This window comes from Erwinia sp. S38 (genome assembly GCF_016624545.1).
GTDB lineage: Bacteria > Pseudomonadota > Gammaproteobacteria > Enterobacterales > Enterobacteriaceae > Erwinia > Erwinia coffeiphila.
In genome coordinates this window covers 107310-125327 of the sequence record NZ_JACVTS010000013.1, presented here as the reverse complement: position 1 = coordinate 125327, position 18018 = coordinate 107310, and the positions used below count along the sequence as shown (strand labels likewise).

At 56.3% G+C, this 18018-nt stretch carries 18 protein-coding genes and 1 pseudogene; 7 read left to right on the top strand and 12 right to left on the bottom strand.

The genetic code is table 11. The annotated features are described in order from the left end of the window. Positions 1-42 precede the first annotated feature (42 nt). A complete protein-coding gene (locus tag IBT46_RS15745; RefSeq protein ID WP_200546451.1) occupies positions 43-1137 on the top strand; it encodes a Fic family protein in 1095 nt (364 codons plus the stop codon). An 88-nt stretch (positions 1138-1225) separates the two neighbouring features. On the opposite strand, the pseudogene IBT46_RS15740 reads toward IBT46_RS15745, so the two are convergent. The 7 genes and pseudogenes from IBT46_RS15740 to IBT46_RS15710 form a co-directional block, all read right to left on the bottom strand. Beyond that, positions 1226-2134: pseudogene (locus tag IBT46_RS15740) on the bottom strand (MFS transporter); the annotation flags it as partial. 48 nt (positions 2135-2182) lie between these two features. Then, positions 2183-2932 carry a YoaK family protein gene (locus tag IBT46_RS15735; protein ID WP_200546450.1) on the bottom strand — a complete coding sequence of 250 codons (750 nt, stop codon included), beginning with the start codon at positions 2930-2932 and terminating at the stop codon, positions 2183-2185. A 167-nt stretch (positions 2933-3099) separates the two neighbouring features. After that, the gene (locus tag IBT46_RS15730) at positions 3100-3867 is read right to left on the bottom strand and encodes a hypothetical protein (RefSeq protein WP_105593803.1); all 768 of its coding nucleotides are present in this window, start codon (positions 3865-3867) and stop codon (positions 3100-3102) included. Next, positions 3868-4065 carry a hypothetical protein gene (locus tag IBT46_RS15725; RefSeq protein WP_105593804.1) on the bottom strand — a complete coding sequence of 66 codons (198 nt, stop codon included), beginning with the start codon at positions 4063-4065 and terminating at the stop codon, positions 3868-3870. 118 nt (positions 4066-4183) lie between these two features. After that, positions 4184-4399 (bottom strand): LysR family transcriptional regulator, encoded by a 216-nt coding sequence (locus IBT46_RS15720; RefSeq protein ID WP_200546449.1) that lies wholly within the window; start codon positions 4397-4399, stop codon positions 4184-4186. A 226-nt stretch (positions 4400-4625) separates the two neighbouring features. Next, positions 4626-6062, bottom strand: coding sequence for an FAD-binding oxidoreductase (locus IBT46_RS15715; protein ID WP_200546448.1), 1437 nt, complete (start codon positions 6060-6062; stop codon positions 4626-4628). 395 nt (positions 6063-6457) lie between these two features. Further along, positions 6458-6880: a MarR family winged helix-turn-helix transcriptional regulator gene (locus IBT46_RS15710; protein WP_105593806.1), complete on the bottom strand. Its 423-nt coding sequence runs from the start codon at positions 6878-6880 to the stop codon at positions 6458-6460. Positions 6881-7053: 173 nt separating this feature from the next. Between IBT46_RS15710 and IBT46_RS15705 the strand changes: the two genes are divergently transcribed. The 6 genes from IBT46_RS15705 to IBT46_RS15680 all read left to right on the top strand — a co-directional run bounded on the left by IBT46_RS15705 (position 7054) and on the right by IBT46_RS15680 (position 12752). Beyond that, the gene (locus tag IBT46_RS15705; protein ID WP_200546447.1) at positions 7054-8073 is read left to right on the top strand and encodes an alpha/beta hydrolase; all 1020 of its coding nucleotides are present in this window, start codon (positions 7054-7056) and stop codon (positions 8071-8073) included. A 238-nt stretch (positions 8074-8311) separates the two neighbouring features. Next, complete coding sequence (locus tag IBT46_RS15700; protein ID WP_200546502.1) at positions 8312-9649, top strand: glycoside hydrolase family 10 protein; 1338 nt, start codon at positions 8312-8314, stop codon at positions 9647-9649. Positions 9650-9743: 94 nt separating this feature from the next. Beyond that, on the top strand, positions 9744-10313 hold the full coding sequence (locus IBT46_RS15695; RefSeq protein WP_172606622.1) for a peroxiredoxin: 570 nt from the start codon (positions 9744-9746) through the stop codon (positions 10311-10313). A gap of 15 nt (positions 10314-10328) precedes the next feature. Beyond that, the gene (locus tag IBT46_RS15690) at positions 10329-11561 is read left to right on the top strand and encodes a protein-disulfide reductase DsbD (protein ID WP_200546446.1); all 1233 of its coding nucleotides are present in this window, start codon (positions 10329-10331) and stop codon (positions 11559-11561) included. A 14-nt stretch (positions 11562-11575) separates the two neighbouring features. Further along, positions 11576-12133, top strand: a complete 558-nt coding sequence (locus IBT46_RS15685; protein WP_200546445.1) for a sigma-70 family RNA polymerase sigma factor — start codon at positions 11576-11578, stop codon at positions 12131-12133. Then, positions 12120-12752 (top strand): NrsF family protein, encoded by a 633-nt coding sequence (locus tag IBT46_RS15680; RefSeq protein ID WP_200546444.1) that lies wholly within the window; start codon positions 12120-12122, stop codon positions 12750-12752. The genes IBT46_RS15685 and IBT46_RS15680 overlap by 14 nt, the downstream gene beginning before the upstream one ends. Here the strand turns inward: IBT46_RS15680 and IBT46_RS15675 are convergent. From IBT46_RS15675 to IBT46_RS15655, 5 genes are read right to left on the bottom strand one after another with little or no spacing between them, the layout of a single operon-like run. Then, a complete protein-coding gene (locus IBT46_RS15675; protein WP_200546443.1) occupies positions 12712-13833 on the bottom strand; it encodes an ABC transporter ATP-binding protein in 1122 nt (373 codons plus the stop codon). The genes IBT46_RS15680 and IBT46_RS15675 overlap by 41 nt on opposite strands. A 44-nt stretch (positions 13834-13877) precedes the next feature. Continuing rightward, a complete protein-coding gene (locus IBT46_RS15670) occupies positions 13878-15077 on the bottom strand; it encodes an ABC transporter substrate-binding protein (protein WP_200546442.1) in 1200 nt (399 codons plus the stop codon). Positions 15078-15101: 24 nt separating this feature from the next. Further along, on the bottom strand, positions 15102-15944 hold the full coding sequence (locus tag IBT46_RS27715; RefSeq protein ID WP_200546441.1) for a carbohydrate ABC transporter permease: 843 nt from the start codon (positions 15942-15944) through the stop codon (positions 15102-15104). Next, entirely contained in the window at positions 15941-16831 is an 891-nt protein-coding gene (locus IBT46_RS15660) for a carbohydrate ABC transporter permease (RefSeq protein WP_200546440.1), read from the bottom strand. Before IBT46_RS15660 ends, IBT46_RS27715 begins: the two co-directional genes overlap by 4 nt. Continuing rightward, positions 16831-17976, bottom strand: coding sequence for a Gfo/Idh/MocA family protein (locus IBT46_RS15655; protein ID WP_200546439.1), 1146 nt, complete (start codon positions 17974-17976; stop codon positions 16831-16833). Before IBT46_RS15655 ends, IBT46_RS15660 begins: the two co-directional genes overlap by 1 nt. Between the last annotated feature and the right edge of the window lie 42 nt (positions 17977-18018).

Below are 18018 nucleotides of genomic sequence, written 5' to 3'. Positions count from 1 at the left end.
ATATGAGTAGAATAAGACATCTATTCAGCTCAGGAGCCGCATATGTGGATTTGGCAGCAGGAAAACTGGCCGGCGTTCAGCTGGGATCGTCAGCGCATCGAGCCGCTGCTGCGCGCCACGCGTTTTTTACAGGGAAAACTCTACGGTAGCAGCATGTTGCTGGATGAGGCAAACAGCACGCTGGATAACGTTCTGGCCAACATTCTCTACTCCAGTGATATCGAAGGAGAACGCGTCAACGCCCATTCGGTGCGATCCTCGCTGGCGCATCATCTCGGTATTGAGGACGGCATGACCTATGCCGTGGATAAAAAAACCGAAGGCCTGGTGGCTTCGGCGCTGGATGCTATTGAAAACCTCGACCAGCCGCTGTCTCTGGAGCGATTACTGCACTGGCACGCCCTGCTTTTCCCCGCCGGTTCCGGTCTGCTCTATCCCATTGTCGGCGGCCAGTTACGCAGCGGTCCGGTGCAGGTGGTTTCAGGGCGCCTTGAAAAACCGGTTGTGCATTTTGAAGGACCGGACAGCGCGTCGATTGCCGACGACGTTGATGCATTTTTACAGTGGTTTAACGACAGCCGCAACGATCCGGAACTAGACCCGCTGCTGCGCGCCGGGATTGCCCATCTGAGATTTTTAACGCTTCATCCTTTTGAAGACGGTAACGGCAGGATTGGCCGCCTGATTATGGATCTGGCGCTGGCCCAGGCGGAAAGCAACACGGTCAGGCTCTACGCGATGTCGCGCACGATTAATATCCATCGGCAGGATTACTATCAGGTGCTGGAAAATACCCAGCGCGGCGAGCTGGATATCACCGCCTGGCTGAGCTGGTTTATCGACATGCTCAGAGCCTCGATTGAAGAAACGCTGGCGGTTATCGATAAAACCGTGTTTAAAACTCGCTACTGGCAGCAGTTCGACGCCGCGCAGATTGGCGCCGAGCAGATTAAGGTACTTAACCGCCTGCTTGACGGCGATTTTAGCGACGGCATCAATAACAGTCAGTATAAGGCGGTGGCGAAGGTTAGCCGCGCCACCGCCACGCGCCATCTGGCACAGCTGGTTGAGCTCGGATATCTGCTGGCCTGTCCCGGCGGCGGGCGCAGCGCTCGTTATGGTTTGAACCGTCTCTAAATGAAGGAAACGAACCGTAATTTATTCAGTTACCTGCGAGATCTGCCGCGGCCTGACGATATTTTCCGCAGAGTGAACCGCGTGTCAATTAATGCCCCATTCGCGCTCCTTTTCGAAAGCCATGCTGCCGTGCCCGCCAGGTGATAACAAAAGCGACGGCCAGCAACAGAATCAGTGCCGGCGGCATCGCCGGTGCTCCCCAGTTATCCAGCAGTATCCCGCCGGAAATACCCGCCGCAGCAATCGCACCATTCCAGGCCACCACGTTCATCGACAGCGCGATGTCTGCCCCCTCACCTGCCGTATCCGCCAGCGCCGTCTGCAGTAGCGTGGCCGCACCGCCAAAGCTTAATCCCCAGACCGCGACACCGAGGTAGATCGCAACAGGCTGCTGCGAACAGAACATAAATACCAGTGAAACAAGCGCGAATACCGCCAGGCTCACCAGTACGCTGCTGCGCAGATGCCGATCCACTAACTTCCCGGTGACGACAATCGCCAACAGCGCGGATAACCCAAAGATCAGCAGCACAATATCCACGGAGGACGCCAGACCGGCGGATGCAAGGAACGGCGCAATGTAGGTGTAGAGAATGTTATGCGCCAGCATCCAGGCAATGACCACGCTAAGCACCGGCCGTACCCCTCTGGTGGTTAGCACCTGCCGCAGGGGCATGCGTTCATGGCGCTGCTGCCCGGGATAGTCAGGCACCCTGGCCAGTACCCATATTGCCAGTACGATCGTCAGCGCGGAGATCGCCGTAAATATGCTGCGCCAGCCCGTTATGCCGCCAAGCCAGGTACCCAGCGGTAGCCCCAGGGATAAGGCGATCGGTGTACCCACCATCGCAATAGCCAGCGCCTTTCCCTGCTGATGAACGGCCACCATCCGCCGGGCGTAACCGGCCAGCAGGCTCCACGACAGTCCGGCTGCCATACCGGCAAAAAACCGTGCGGCAAGGGTCAGCCAGTAGTCGGATGACCATGCGGTAATTGAATAACGCGATTACACAGATCATGCAGCTGTGGGATGCCTCGGCGTGAATCAGCAGGTGCTCAAACCGCGCCGTCTTACCTGATAAACCGTTGCGGTAATCGACAGCACGGCGACCAGGGTAAGAAATACGCCCATGGCAATCATCGAGTTAAAGCCGAAAATCTTGAACAGCAGCAGCCCGCAGATACCGCCGCCGAGGAAGGAAACGATAGTGACCAGATGCGTAAAGAGCTGGTTGCTGTGCGCCCTCAGATCGCGCGACGGGTCCCGGCGCAGGCTGACGCACAGCAGCGATCCCAGCGCAATACCGGCATCGGTCAGTGTGCCGGTAATGTGCGTTGAACGCACCCGCCCGTTAGAGAGCTGGGTGGAGGTGGAGTTATGCAGCCCCATCAGAAAGCCCAGGAACACGATCACTTCACGGTTGTTGGCGTGGGAATAGTAGAATTTTTCAAACAGCGACATCATCGCCAGCGCGATACCTTCCAGCAGCAGAATGATGCTGAAAATGGTTCTGATATTATTTCTGACACCGCTAATCACCAGCATTCGTGAAGCCATCGACCCGACGACAAACGCCAAAATAATCGCGGCAAGAAACGATAAATCACTTAAGTCGGAATTAGAAACTTCAGAAGAAATTTGTGAGGTATTGCCGGACATATGGGAAGGAAATATACCGAAAGCACCCAATGCCATGGCGTTGAGAATTCCGGCAGTGGTGGCTAATAATAAGGCTAAGTTACGATCCTCATTATGCGTTCGGCCCTTCTTTCGTTTTATCAACATCTGCAACATCGTAATGCCTCCACAGGTAATGCATAACCCTCTGAGAAGCTGAGTATAGGGCAAGATTACGAAGTAAAGCGGCACAAATAGATAATTCCTATGACTGACGGCAGCAATGAAAATTAATCAAAACTTAATTAAGTTAATGTCAGCAAATTAGGCAAGGAACACAGCGCTTACCCCTTGTCAATTCCACTTTCTGGCGCCAGAGCGTTAGCGAGTGCAGGATCGAAAAGGGACAAACTTTCAATCTGGGAAACCATAATAACTTTGCGAAAAGACAGCACGTTCTTCGGCTGAGAGGTGAAATCAATCCCGTGCTGTTCATACCAATGACTGTAATTATGCTCAATAGCCAGTTTCAACGTTCTCGAATCGCGATAACCGCTCAACATGGGGATTAGCACAATATTGGCCGTACCTTCATATTCAAACGTGGCTGCATGGATCATACCGATATAGATTCTGCGTGATTTGAGTGTCACCCAGGCTAACTCGCCCTCTTCCATACATTGAAATAGCAGCTGTTCGATGCCATTAGAACGCGATAGTCGCTGATAGAGATCCTTTCTGCTACCGGCATTCAGTCTTGCGCTAAGCGCCCAGTTTGATCGATAGAGACAAAAGATTATCGCCAGCCCCAGCATGATCACCACGGGTGCCTGAATGCCAAGAAAGCTCCAGGTCATAAACTCACTGTGAAGGTTAAGATGCGCGCCGGGTGCGGGATAAAGTAGATTGTTTACTGTAGAAATACCCAATAATACCGACCATATAATCGCTGTCGCTAACAGGCCCTGTAATACAAATATGCAGCCATACAGCGCCACAAGGAAGTAAACATCCCAGCCAAACGACCGTTTGATTTTAAGCCGCGTAGAGAGGTCCCGACTGGTATACCAGTATCCACAGACCATCAGAACCATAAAAATAGCGGTACCCATTCAGACATCCTTTAGCGTCTGGACGTGCTGAAAAAAGACATCCTGCACTTCCGGGCTGGTCGGGTTAACAGAGACGTTGCCATCTTCATCAACGATAATGCGATCGCCTTCCTGGATCGACTCCATAATATCCTGACGGCTCATGACTTGAAGAAGGGATTCGGGGCTGGCAAAGAGTGAGGAAAATATATTTTTCATATTAAGAGGACAAATCCTTGTTGCTAATCGGATGAGTTCAGTATGGCACTTTGAGACAGATATCACCGGGCTATCGCATATTTAAAGATTTATCTCAGGTTCCCGGTCCTGGCTGAGGTCAAATACGCCGTCCATCCAGAGTCAGCTGGAAGGGGCGGCTTTCGCGATTGATGAGCAGATTGCCGGTGATGCTTTCTAACTGGGAAAGGCTCTTGCTTACCGCCGACGGCGTCAGCCCCAGTTCCCTGGCCGCTCGCGAGAGGTTGCCGGTTTCGGCAATTTTGATAAAGATTTGAAACTGATTCAGATAGCCTGAGAGGTTGGGAATGTTCATTTATCACCGTCGCGCGTTGATAAATGTGATATGCGGATGTCCCTGATGTGCATAGTTTTCTCTTTTCTTAATATAATCAAATATTAAAAATCGAGTCTAATCTATCCCACACATTTTATGCAGTGTGTTGTTTTCAACATGCAATGTAGATCATGCATTTGATAACGCATAAAAAAGGCTGCATTCGGTTAACGAACACAGCCTGGAAGTCGACTCACTGTCGGATTTACGCTTCCTGGCCCGCGTCGTGCATGCCTTTACGCAGGGTGAAGTTAACGCCCATGGTCAGCAGCGGTTCCGGCGGGTTCCACTCTGGTTTTGGCAGCGACAGCAGGAAGTTAATCGTGTCGTTACTTTTGCCCGCCAGCCAGTCGGCCAGCATGGTGCCCATCGCGGTGCCGCGCACGGTCCCCAGGCCATTACAGCCCAGCGAGCCGTAGACGTTCTTTCTCAGTTCGCCGAACAGGCTCGATCCGTTACGGGTCATGCCCAGACCACCGCCCCACGTATGTTCAAAGTTAACGTCCTGTAGCGTCGGGAAGCGGCGCTCAAACGACTGACGGTGGGTTTCACGATACTTCTGGGTATAGCCCGGTTTGTAGCGCCCGTCCGAGTTAAAGCTGAAGCTGTTACGGATCAGGATACGGTTATCGTGGGTACGACGCGAGGTGGTTCCGAACGGATCGGCAGGAATAACGCCCCAGAACTCCTGGCCGCCAATGCTGTCCTGCTCCGCTTTGGTCAGCGGACGGGTCAGGCTGCCGTAGGTGAAGATCGGGAAAATGGTGCGCTCGCCGAAGCCAAAATGTGTCCCGAAGGCATTGTTGGCGAGGATCAGCTTATCAGCAAAGATGCGGCCGGTTGCGTGATGCAGCACAATCTCCGGCTCGTATTCAATGGCGGTAATTGGCGTCTCTTCGTACAGCTTAACGTTGGCCGGTAGGCTGTCCGCCAGACCTTTCACCAGCCCTGACGGCTGAACCAGGATGGTGCCCGGCGTGTACAGCGCCTTACGGTAGAATTTAGTACCGAGGTGGTCAGGCAGGTCCTTACCTTCAATGATCTTGCATGGCTGTCCCAGCGATTCCAGACCGCCGCGATAGGCTTCCAGCACCGCAATACCGCTGTCTTCCACTGCCGCCTGGTACTTACCCGAATGGCGCATCTGGGCATCAACGATATTGTGCTCTTCCACCTGATCTTTCAGGATGCGCTGCCCGGTCTGATTCAGGTTCAGGATATTACGGGCAATTTTTTTATCGCCGATATAGTCCGGTGCGCTGATGTCGTGGGGGACGTCGATCAGGAATCCGGCGTTGCGACCGGACGTGCCGAATCCTACCTGCTGCGCTTCAACAAGGATGATCTGATCGTCCGGGAAGTTCAGTGCCAGCTGACGTGCGGCGGCCAGTCCGGTGAAACCGGCACCAATCACTACCCATGGTGCTTTCGCATCGCCCACCAGCGCGGGCTGCGGCTGGCGTTTACGGCTGGTGTGGAACCAGCCCGGCGTTGGATCGTCGGAAGGCAGCGCATCAATTTTCAGCAGTGAATCCGGCGCGGCGGGCAGATTGTCGGTCAGCAGGGAAGCTCCCCCACCCGCTGCGACGATCCCAGCGCCGATCCCGGTGCCAACCAGCAATTTTCTTCGTGAAATACCCATTAAGAATAAACTCCGTGATGAGAACAGATCTGCCCTGAAGAACCCGAAATCGAGGCTTCATGCATTTCTTTTGTGTATTATATGTATACTCCAAGTATTTTTATTATTTACATTTGTAAATACTCTGTCAACTAACTATGCAAACTTTCAACCAATTTGTAACACTAAGATCAGGGGTTTAGGCTGTGTTGAAGTACGACTCTGCGCCCTGCTTATAGCAGATCGATGCCGTGGCTATGGGCGTGAGATCTCAGACGGGAGCGAGGCGTTCAATGTGGCTATAGGGGGGGGTGGAGCAGATGCCAGAATGGGATAACGGGATCAGGGGATAACGATGGGGATGAAGGTAAAAACAGCGATCTGCACGAAATGAGAATCAGCGCAGATCGCGTCTGTCAGAGGTCAAGAAGAAGCTTTTTCGAGAAGGTTCGTAACATTTCCAGTTCTTCATCGTCCATGCGCATAAAGCAGCGCATCTGCTTCGGAATGGCGACAATTTTATCCTGAAGATCCCTCGCCTTTGGCGTCAGAACCACTTTTTTCACCCTTTCGTCTTCGGCAATCGATACCCGGTTAAGGAACCCCTTCGCCTCCAGTTTCTGTACCAGCGGCGTTAACGTCCCCGAGTCGAACAGCGTTTTTTCGCTCAGTTCACGCAGCGGAATATCATCCTGGTCATAGAGCGCCAGCAGCACGACAAACTGCGGGTAGGTCAGATCGAATTCTTTCAGCAACGGGCGGTACTGACGGATAAGCGCATTGGTTACCGAATAGAGTGAGAAACAAAGTTGCCCATCTAATATGCTGTTTTCTTTCATTTTTTCCACCAGCTGAACGAGGTCGCAGAATTTTATTATAAATAAAGTTTGACCATAGGTATCTTGCGTGCAAGTATTATTCGCACAAGGTAAGTGAGCAGACAGTCAGACATCACTAACCGGGATAAACCAAAACTAACTTTTTATTCAACAAGATACAGAGGGCTATACTAATGAAAATTGCATCGATTTTATTAACTTCCGCCGTCTTTGCTTCAGCTGCTTCCGCAGCGACCACTCAGCCACTGAACGCGCCTGCCCCTACCGCCGGTGTAAAAGCTTTCCTGGACGTGCTGAATTCAGGCAAAGGTAAACCGATGGAACAGATGACCCCGCAGGAAGCCCGTCAGGTGCTGATCGGTGCCCAGCAGGGTGTGAAGCTGCCTGCCGCGCAGGTAAGCGATAAAACAATTCAGGTGAACGGTCAGAACATCAGACTGAAAATCGTCAAACCGGAAAACGCGACGGGCACCCTTCCGGTGTTTATGTTCTTCCACGGTGGCGGCTGGGTACTGGGCGACTACCCGACTCATGAACGTTTAATCCGCGATCTGGTCCGTGATTCTGGCGCGGCGGCGGTTTACGTCGATTACACGCCTTCCCCGGAAGCGCATTTCCCGGTCGCGATTAATCAGGCTTATCAGGCCACCCGCTGGGTTGCCGAGCACGGCAGTGAAATTGGCGTTGACGGCAGCCGTCTGGCTCTGGTGGGTAACAGCGTGGGCGGTAATATGGTGGCGGCGGTTGCCCTGCAGGCCAAACAGCTCGGCGCACCGAAAATTCGCTATAACGTAATGCTGTGGCCGGTGACCGATGCGAACTTCGATGATGCATCCTATCACCAGTTTGCCAACGGCCATTTCCTGACCCGCAACATGATGAAGTGGTTCTGGGACAACTACACCACCAGTGCCGCGGATCGTAACAACATTCTGGCTTCCCCACTGCGTGCCAGCACTGAACAGCTGAAAGGCTTCCCGCAGACGCTGATCCAGACGGCGGAGCTGGATGTGCTGCGTGACGAAGGTGAAGCGTTTGGGCGTAAGCTGGATGCCGCAGGCGTGCCGGTGACTGTCACCCGTTACAATGGCATGATCCATGACTACGGTTTACTGAATCCGTTAAGTGAAGAACCAACAGTGAAAACCGCGCTGTCACAGGCCGCTGCCGAACTGCAACAGCATCTGAAATAATCTTATCACGGGCAGGTTCAGCTCTCGTCTGTTACTCACAGCGATAATGACTGAGCCTGCCCGGAACCCGAACCAAGAATTCTCCTGTCCTCGCCTCCGGCCCCGATGTTACTGCCTGCTTAATCTTTCCTGCCGCCATAGTGCGAAACACGAAATCATCCGCAAGATGCTACATTGACAACGTGGCAGATAATAAGAAAATACCTTTCACTCAACGTCGGTATGAAAAAGGAAGTCAATCATCGTCCGGTTCCGTCACCTCTCGCCTCGGGCTAAATGTCAGTCCGGCCTGCTTATCGCCGCCGCGCTGCTCCTTGCCAGCTGCGCCAGCAAACCGCCGGTTTCTCTGGTTACGCCGCTACCGCCCGTAGCGAATCCGAATCAGCCTCAGCCGCCGATATCGCCACACAGCCAGCAGCCGATGCGCGGCGTGTGGTTAACCACCGTTTCCCGCCTGGACTGGCCGCCGATCGCGTCGGTCAACATCAGCAACGATGCCGTACGCATCAGCCAGCAAAAAAAAGCGCTGACCGATAAACTGGACAAGCTGAAAAGCCTCGGCATCAATACGGTGTTCTTCCAGGTGAAACCGGACGGTACTGCGCTGTGGCCGTCAAAAATCCTGCCGTGGTCGGATATGATGACCGGCAAAATCGGCCGGGACCCGGGCTACGATCCGCTGCAGTTTATGCTGGATGAAGCGCACCGGCGCGGCATCAAGGTTCACGCCTGGTTTAACCCCTATCGAGTCACGGTCAATACCAAACCCGGAACCGTTGCCGAACTGAACCGCACTCTGTCCCAGAATCCGGCCAGCGTTTTTGTGCTGCACCGTGACTGGATTCGCACTTCCGGCGATCGCTATGTGCTCGACCCGGGCATTCCAGACGCCCGCGACTGGATCACCAGCATTGTCGCAGAGGTGGTCGCGCGCTATCCCGTCGACGGCGTGCAGTTTGATGATTATTTCTATACCGAGTCGCCAGGATCTGCCCTTAACGACAGCCAGACCTTCAGACAGTACGGCCAGGGCTTTGCCTCCAAAGCCGACTGGCGGCGGCATAACACCCAGCTACTGATTGAACAGGTTTCCCGCACCATTAAACAGCTGAAGCCAGATGTGGAGTTTGGCGTCAGCCCGGCCGGAGTATGGCGCAACCGTTCCCATGACGCCGCAGGCTCCGACACGCGCGGTGCTGCCGCCTATGACGAATCCTATGCAGATACCCGCCGCTGGGTGCAGCAGGGGCTGCTGGACTACATTGCCCCGCAAATCTACTGGCCTTTCGCCCGCGATGCCGCCCGCTATGACGTGCTGGCGAAGTGGTGGGCGGAGGTAGTGAAACCGACCAAAACCCGTCTTTATATCGGCATTGCGCTGTATAAAGTTGGCGAACCGTCGAAGAACGAGCCGGACTGGACCATCGGTGGCGGCGTGCCGGAGCTGAAGAAACAGCTCGATCTGAATGAGTCGCTGCCGCAAATCAGTGGCACCATCCTGTTCCGCGAGAACTACCTGAATCAGCCACAGACGCAGGAAGCGGTTAACTACCTGAGGAAACGCTGGGGAGAATAATTATTTTCTGCCCGGCGCAACTTTTTTGTCTGCTGCTGCGAACTGATTAAGGAGTCAACCAAACCGGTACTCACTTACTTCGCAGGAGCAGATAATGAAACTGAAAAAACTCGCCTCTACACTGACCTTCTCCGCCGCACTGGGCCTGTCCGCCCTTGCCTTTAATGCCGGAGCCGCACTGCCCGCCGGGGCGAAGGCCCCGGATTTTGAGCTGCAGGGCGCACTGGCCGGTAAGCCGATCACCTTCTCGCTGCAAAAGGCGCTGCAAAAAGGCCCGGTCGTACTGTACTTCTTCCCGGCGGCCTTCAGCGCGGGCTGCACGATTGAAGCCCACGACTTTGCCGAAGCGACCGATGACTTTACGAAAATGGGCGCAACGGTCATTGGCGTAACCGCCGGAAATACCGAGCAGGTCAGCGACTTCTCCAAACTGGAGTGCCGGGATAAATTTGCCGTGGCCGCCGATCCGGGAGCCAAAGTCGCCGGTGAATACCAGACCCAGATGCAGATGAAGGGCAAAACCCTCTCGGACCGTACCTCTTATGTGATCGCACCGGATGGCAACATTCTGCTGAGCTACACTGACAGAAACCCGGAAACCCATATCGAGAAGACGCTGGCCGCCGTGAAGCAGTACGACGCGGCTCATCCACGTACCCACTAAGCAACGAGGCCAGCAATGTTAACTGCCATGCTGGCCGCCTTTATTGGCGGCATTATTCTGAACTTCATGCCCTGCGTGTTTCCGGTGATCTCACTGAAGGCGTTCGGGCTGCTGCGCCATGCGGATAACTCCGCCGGCACCCGTCGCGAAGGTCTGGGCTTTCTGCTGGGCGTAACGGTGACCATGATGGCACTGGCGGGAATACTCCTTGCGGCACGCGCAGGAGGCGCGGCGGTGGGCTGGGGATTCCAGCTACAGTCGCCGCTGGTCATCGCCCTGCTGTCGCTGGTGATCCTTGCGGCGGCGCTGAATCTGCTGGGTGTTTTTGAAGTCGGCTTATCCGCGCAGCGCGTGGGTGCGCTTGATGTGGGCCGTGGCGCTTTTGTTCGCTCCGCGCTGACCGGCGCGCTGGCAATTATCGTCGCCACGCCGTGCGCCGCACCGTTTATGGCCAGCGCGATTGGCTATGCGCTGGTGCAGCCGCCAGCGGTGGCGCTGGTGATCTTCTTTGCGCTGGCGCTGGGGTTTGCCGCGCCCTTTACTCTGATCTCGCTGTTTCCGGCGCTGGCACGGCTGTTGCCGAAACCGGGAGCGTGGATGGATATCCTCAAGCGCGGGCTGGCCTTCCCGATGTTTGGTGCCTACGCGTGGCTGGTTTGGGTACTGGCGCAGCAGGCCGGTAGCGCTGCGCTGGCAACCCTGCTGGCCGCTTCCGTGGTGTTGAGTTTCGCAGCCTGGCTGTACGGGATGGCACAACATCGCCACCTGCAGGGGAAAGGCCACAGGCTGATGTACGCGCTCACCGCCGTGCTGATTGTGGCCGTGCTGGCCCCGCTTCCTGGCTTGATTAAACCGGGTGATGCACTGCCCGGAGAAGCCGCCGCAGCGGAAGTCACGCAGGAAAAATGGACGCCGCAGACCGTTGCCGCCGAGCGCGGACAGGGTAAAGCCATCTTTGTGAACTTTACCGCATCCTGGTGTATAACCTGTCAGGTTAACGAGAAAACCTCGCTTTCCACCCAGGCGGTGAAAGAGGCGCTGGCCAAAACCGGCACGCGGTATATGGTGGCGGATTCGACCAAATTTAACCCCGACGTGGACGATGCCCTGAACGAGTTTGGTCAGGGCGGCCTGCCGCTGTACGTGGTGTATCCCGCCGACGGCGGACCACCGAAAGTGCTGCCGCAGGTGCTGACGCCGGGTATTGTGGTCAATGCACTGAACCAGGCAGCCGGTAAAAAAGCGTAATAACAAGGCGGAAGATGGAAATGAACGACAGCGCGCGCGAAAGCTGGCCCGCGCTAATGGAACAGGCGCAGGCAGGCGATCGGCCTGCCTATACCCGGCTGCTGAAAGCGCTGGTGCCGGTGATCCGTTCACAGGTGCGCAGACAGGTCGCTGAGGATGTGTTAACCGAGGATGTAGTGCAGGATGTGCTGCTGACGGTACATCGTGTGCGCCATACCTACGATCCCGCCTTTCCCTTTCTGCCGTGGCTGATGGCCATTATCTCCGCGCGCGCGATCGATGCCCTGCGGCGGCGCGGGCGCTACCAGCAATGGGAAATTCCGGAAGAGACGCTGCCGGAGCCGGCAAGCCAGCCGAACATGCAGCGTGCGGAAAGCCAGCAGGAGCTGGAAGGCTATCTGAGCCAGCTGCCTTTGCGGCAGCGGGAAATTGTTGAACACGTTCACCTGCGCGAAATGAGCCTGACGGAAGCCGCCGCGCATAACCATCTGACGGTCGCCGCAGTGAAATCCCTGCTGCACCGGGCGCTAAAAAATCTGCGCCGTTTTGGAGCCAACCATGACCGATCATAATGCTTTAATTGAAAAACTCGGGCGGGAAATCAAGCCCGTCAGGCGTATCTGGCCCACGGGTCTGCGAGTGATGGCCTGGCTTGCCGTCGCCCTGCCTTGCGCCGTCGCCGCCAGCTTTCTGGTGCCGCGCGGGCTGACCGACTGGTCGCAGCCCGGCGCAAAGCTGACGATCCTTCAGATTGCCCTGGCCTTTTTACTCGGTACGCTGGCCATCCGCGGTGCTTTTACCCTGAGCATCGCCGGGCGCCGAACCCTGAGCTGGAAAGCGCTGTTGCCGATTGCGCTGATGTGGTTCGGGCTGAGCGTAATAAATATGCAGGGCAACGGCACGATCTTGCATGACGACGACAGCACGCGCTGTTTCACCTTCCTGATGGTGGTCAGTACGCCGATGATGCTGCTGATGATTGCCAGCCTGCGCCGCAGCCGTTCGCTGCATCCGGTACGCAGCCTGGCGATGGCGGGTGTGGGCATTTCCAGCCTGGCGGTCAGCCTGCTGGCCTTCTGTCACCCGATACATCTGCACGTGCTGGACTTTGTCATGCACCTTGCCGCAGTGGTGTCAATTGTGGCGCTGACTATTCTGGTCGGCAAACGCTGGGTGGCACTGGATAAGTAACACAGCGTTTTCCCCCGGCGTCAAACAACAAAATGCGGTCAGCCGGAAAGCGCACATAGCAGCGGGAAAGCTGTGACCTGTCAATGTAGTCCGCCGTCACGCAACAGGCGGGCTGCCCGCCGATTTCGCCGTACAGCATGCTTTGATTTCCCTGCCATTCCACGTTGCCGACCTCAAACGGCAGCTCACCTTCAATGCCCGTCGCCGTCGGGCTGAGAAGGATATGCTCCGGGCGGATCGCCAGAGTGACGTTGTCACTTAAAGGGGGCTCAGACAGCGTCAGCAGCGGGATATGTGGTAATGACGGCAGCGCAAGCTGTAAGCGCCCGTCGCGCTGATGCTCAATCGCCGTGGCAAAGGTGTTGATCTGCGGATGACCAATAAACTGCGCCACAAACAGGCTGCGCGGCTGGAAGTACAGCTCCTGCGGGGTGCCGCTCTGCTCGATGCGACCTTTGTTCAGTACCACAATACGATCGGCCATGGTCATCGCCTCAATCTGATCGTGGGTGACGTACAGCGTGGTGACGCCCAGCGTACGGTGCAGGCGTGAGATCTCCTGCCGCATGCTGCCCCTCAGCCCGGCATCAAGGTTAGACAGCGGCTCATCAAACAGAAAAATCGCCGGTTTACGTACGATCGCGCGGCCGATAGCCACCCGCTGGCGCTGTCCGCCGGAGAGCATACCGGGTTTGTGCCGCAGATATGCCGTCAGCTGTAACGACTCTGCCGCCGCGTGGACCGCCGCGACGATCTGCGCTTCCGGCAGCTTTGCCACCCGCAGCGGAAAGGCCAGATTTTCAAAGACGCTGAGATGGGGATAGAGCGCGTAGGACTGAAAGACCATCGCCACTTCCCGCTCAATGGGCGATGCCTCGCTGACGTCGCGTTCGTCCAGCAGGATGCGGCCGCCATGGATATCCTCCAGCCCCGCCAGGCTGCGCAGCAGCGTGGTTTTTCCGCAGCCGGATGGGCCGACAAACACCACAAATTCGCCCTGCTGAATGGTTAAATTAATGTTATGCAGGATTATTTGACCCTGATGACGTTTTTCCAGATGTTCAATACGTAACTGACGCATAGCTTCCTCAGGTCATGGCCCGCACTCAGGCGGGCCACCGGCATTTATTTGCCGTTCTGTTCCAGTGCCTGGGCGGCGGTTTTCACGGCCTGCTCAGGCGTGGCCTGATTCAGTAACACCTGTTGGATAGCGGTGTTGATCGTCTGCTGGAACTGCTCCGGATCGTAGAACAGCGGTTCCGGTTTCCCCAGGGCCACGCCGTCGATAAACGGCTTCCAGCTGGCATCTTCCGCCACCAGCTGTTTCGGTCCGTGATCCGGGCGCACCGGGGTAAAGCCGTAGCCTTTCTCATAGGCCAGCTGACGGTCCGGGGTGGTAATAAATTTCGCAAAGGCAATCGCTTTATCTTCCACGCCGGTGCCTTTAAAAATCGCCAGGCTGTCGGTGACCAGCAGATTGCTCGGCTTACCGTGCGGGCCATATGGCAGCGGCGCAACGCCCCACTCCAGACCCGCCGGGAACTGACCGCGCTCCCACGAGCCGGACATAAACATTGCCACTTTGCCCTGATGGAACAGCGGACGCAGCGCTTCGGCATCGTAGGCCACCGGACCCGGCTCGGCGTACGGCAGGATCTTCTTGTACCACTCCAGCGTTTCCACCGCCTGCGGTGAGTTAAACACCACTTTGTCGCCGTCCAGCACTGCGCCGCCGTTGCTGTACAGCCACAGCAGGAAGCTGTGCGTGGTGCTGCTGAAGGCTTTACCGGTCAGGCCGAAGCCCGCCGCGCCGGCTTTCTCTTTGATAATGCGCGAATCATCCAGCAGTTCCTGCCAGGTTTTCGGCGGCTGCTCCGGGTCCAGGCCCGCCTGCTTAAACAGCGCTTTGTTCCAGAACAGCGCGCGGGTGGACAGCGCCACCGGCAGGCCAAGATATTGGCCCTCGTAGCTTACGGTATCCAGCACCGCCGGGTAGTAGCTGCCCTTTTCTGCCGCGCTGAGCGGCACCGGTACGATCAGGTCGTTCTGATAGAAGCGGGTCAGCGTACGCGAGCCGACCTGAGCCAGTGCCGGGGCATTACCGGCAGAGGCCAGCGTGGTGACCTTCTGCTCGCACTGATCCCAGCCGACCACCTCCAGCACGACTTTGTAACCGGGATTGGCCTGGTTAAACGCGCTGATATTCTCTTCAATTCCCGGAGAGGCTTTGCTGCCGCACTGGATGAAATTGATAATTTTTTCATTGGCCGCCTGCGCACCGGATGCCGCCAGCGCCAGTAAAATCCCCATGGCTAACTTGTTCATATTTCCCCTGAATGAAAGATAAAATTAATGCTTAACGGCACCTTTGGTTAACCCATCGATTAAATACCGCTGTAGGACGACGAAAATCAGCAGTGCGGGAACGATGCCGACCAGACAGGCCGCCATTAATTCATTCCACTGCACGGTATTGCGGCCAAAGAAGTCGAAGATGCCGACCGCGATGGGCATGTATTCACGCTTTGAGTTAAAGGTCAGCGCGAAGATAAATTGATTGGCATAGCTGTTGATAAAGGTAATCACCGCCACGGCCACCAGCCCGGGTTTGATCAGCGGCAGGATGACACGGCGCAGAATATAGATCCGGCCTGCGCCGTCGCAGCGCGCCGCATCCTCCAGATCGCGCGGGATTTGCACCAGATAGGTCCTCAGCAGCCACACTGCCGTGGGGATTAAAAACGCCGTGCCCGGAACGATCATCCCGGCATAGCTGTTCAGCATCCCCCACGTTTTCATCATGCGGTAAAGCGGGATCAGCAGTACCGCGCCTGAAAAGACGTTCATCCCCAGAAACAGCGCCCAGAAGTAGCGCACGCCGGGTATGGGCAGCCGGGTCAGCGCGTAGGCGGCGGGCACGGACAGTAGCAACGTCAGTAGCGTTGAAACACCGGCGATCAGCACGCTGTTAAAGATGTAACGTGGCAGATACGGCACCCGCTGCCACATGTTTTGCCAGGCCTCCAGTGAAAAGTGCTGCGGCAAAGGATGCCAGGGCGCGCGAAACAGCGAAGACAGCGGGCTGAATGCGGCTTTGACCGCCTCAAAAAAGGGAAACAGCAGCACCAGCAGAAACAGGAAAATGGCCGCATACAGCGCGATTTTTTCATGCAGACGATAGCGGTTAATCACGGACGTACTTCTCCCGGCTGCCGGGTTCGCAGCAGCGCAAAATAGCCAAAGGCAAACAGCAGCGTCACCACGGCGATCATCACGCTTTTCGCGGCACCCAGCCCGAAACGGAAACTGCCAATCCCCGTACGGTAAGCGTCAATAATCAGCGTGTTGGTTGCATCCAGCGGCCCGCCGCGCGTCAGTATCCAGATGGCATCGAAAGCATTGAGAGTGAACAGCGAAGAGAGCACACCCATACTGGCGACTGCGGGCCACATCAGCGGCAGCGTGATGCGTCGCAGACGGTAGCCGCGCCCTGCTCCGTCCACCCATGCCGCTTCATACAAATCGCCCGGTATACCCTGCAGGGCAGCCAGCAGAAACAGCGCGACCATGGGAATACCGACCCAGATATCAGCAATCGCTGAGGCAAAAAAAGCGCTGTTGGGGAAGGCCAGAAACTCAAACGGCCCTTCCAGCAGGCCGCTGCGCTGGAGAAGGCCGGAAATCGCGCCGAACTGGCCGTTATACAGCCAGCTCCAGATGAACATGCTGATGGCCACCGGGATCACCCACGGCGGAATAATCAGCAGCCGGAACAGCTTTTTTCCCGCCAGCGAGGCATTCAGCAGCAGTGCGCCAATCAGGCCAAACAGCAGTTTCATTGCCACGGCAAACAGCGTCCATAGCAGCGTTCGCAGCAGCACGCTGAAAAAGTCGTCGTTAAGCAGAGTCCGGTAGTTCTGCCAGCCGATCCACTGATAGTTCTGCCGCAGCGAGGCATTGGTAAACGACAGGATCACAGTGTTAATCAGCGGCCACAGCACCAGAGCCAGCAGATAGAACACGGCCGGAGCCATCAGTAGCAGCGCCAGCCGCCTGTCGCGGCGATACGAGCGGGACATCAGGCTTCGCCGTTCAGCGCCGCGTCAAAACGCCGCCAGCTTTCGGTCAGATCCAGCAGGCTGCCGCTGCGGCGCGCTTCATCTATTTTGATCGCCGTCAGCCCTGCCTCCAGCGCGTCGATCACCGATACCGGCAGCGGCTGGTTATGCAGCAGATGATCGACAATGTCCTTCACCATACGCTCATCGCCGCCGTAGTGATGGCCCAGTTCGGTGCGGGAATAGTGATGGTTGTCGACAATTTTCTCCCCGTCCGGCGAGCGGTGCACCTGCAGGGTATTGCGGATGAAATCGCCCTCTGCGGTGGCCGTAGTACCCACGATGCAGAAGCGACGGAACAGATCCGGCACGTTGAGGTTGGCGTGAAATGCCATGGTTGCACCGTTCTGGTATTCAATAATCGCCGTCTGGTAGTCCACGATATCGCCGTCGTTATCAAATACGGCCGTGCTGCCCTGCCAGCCCGCCGGTTTGCTGTGATGAATATCTTCCCGCTCCAGTGCCGCATTTTCCGGCACGAACAGCTTTCTGCCGCCGAAGCTGGCCACGCGAACGGCGCGCGCGCCGACGATCCCCTGGTAGATATCCAGGTCGTGGCAGCATTTCTCCAGCAGGAAACCGCCGGAATATTTCTCATAGCGCCGCCAGTCGCGCATAAAGAACGCGCCGTGATAAGGCGGGATATGTTCAGAGGCTTCAATGCTGGAGATTTCGCCCAGCGTACCGTTGGTTTTCAGGGCTTTTAGGTCGGCATACAGCGGCGTGTAGCGCATCACCAGCCCGACCAGAATGCGGTCTGCGCCAAAGCGATGGATCAGACGGGCCAGCGCCAGGGTCTGTTCTTCACTGGCGACGATCGGTTTTTCGCACAGCACCCGGTGGCCGGCTTCCAGCGCGGCGGCGATATGTTCAAGATGCAGATGATTCGGCGACCCGATCAGCACTAAATCCAGATCGGGCACGGCAAGCAGTTCATCGATCGCGGAGAACGCTTTTCCGGTGTTTACCCCAAATTCCTTGGTGTAGGGCAATCCAACCGGCTCAGGATCGGCATAGCCGACGATCTCCAGATTGGGCACCAGTTCGGAAAAAATCCTTGCCACATAGCCCAGGCGCAGTCCCAGACCGATAATTGCAATTTTCACTTTTTACATCCGCCGTATGGATTGAATTAAACAACGGCAGAG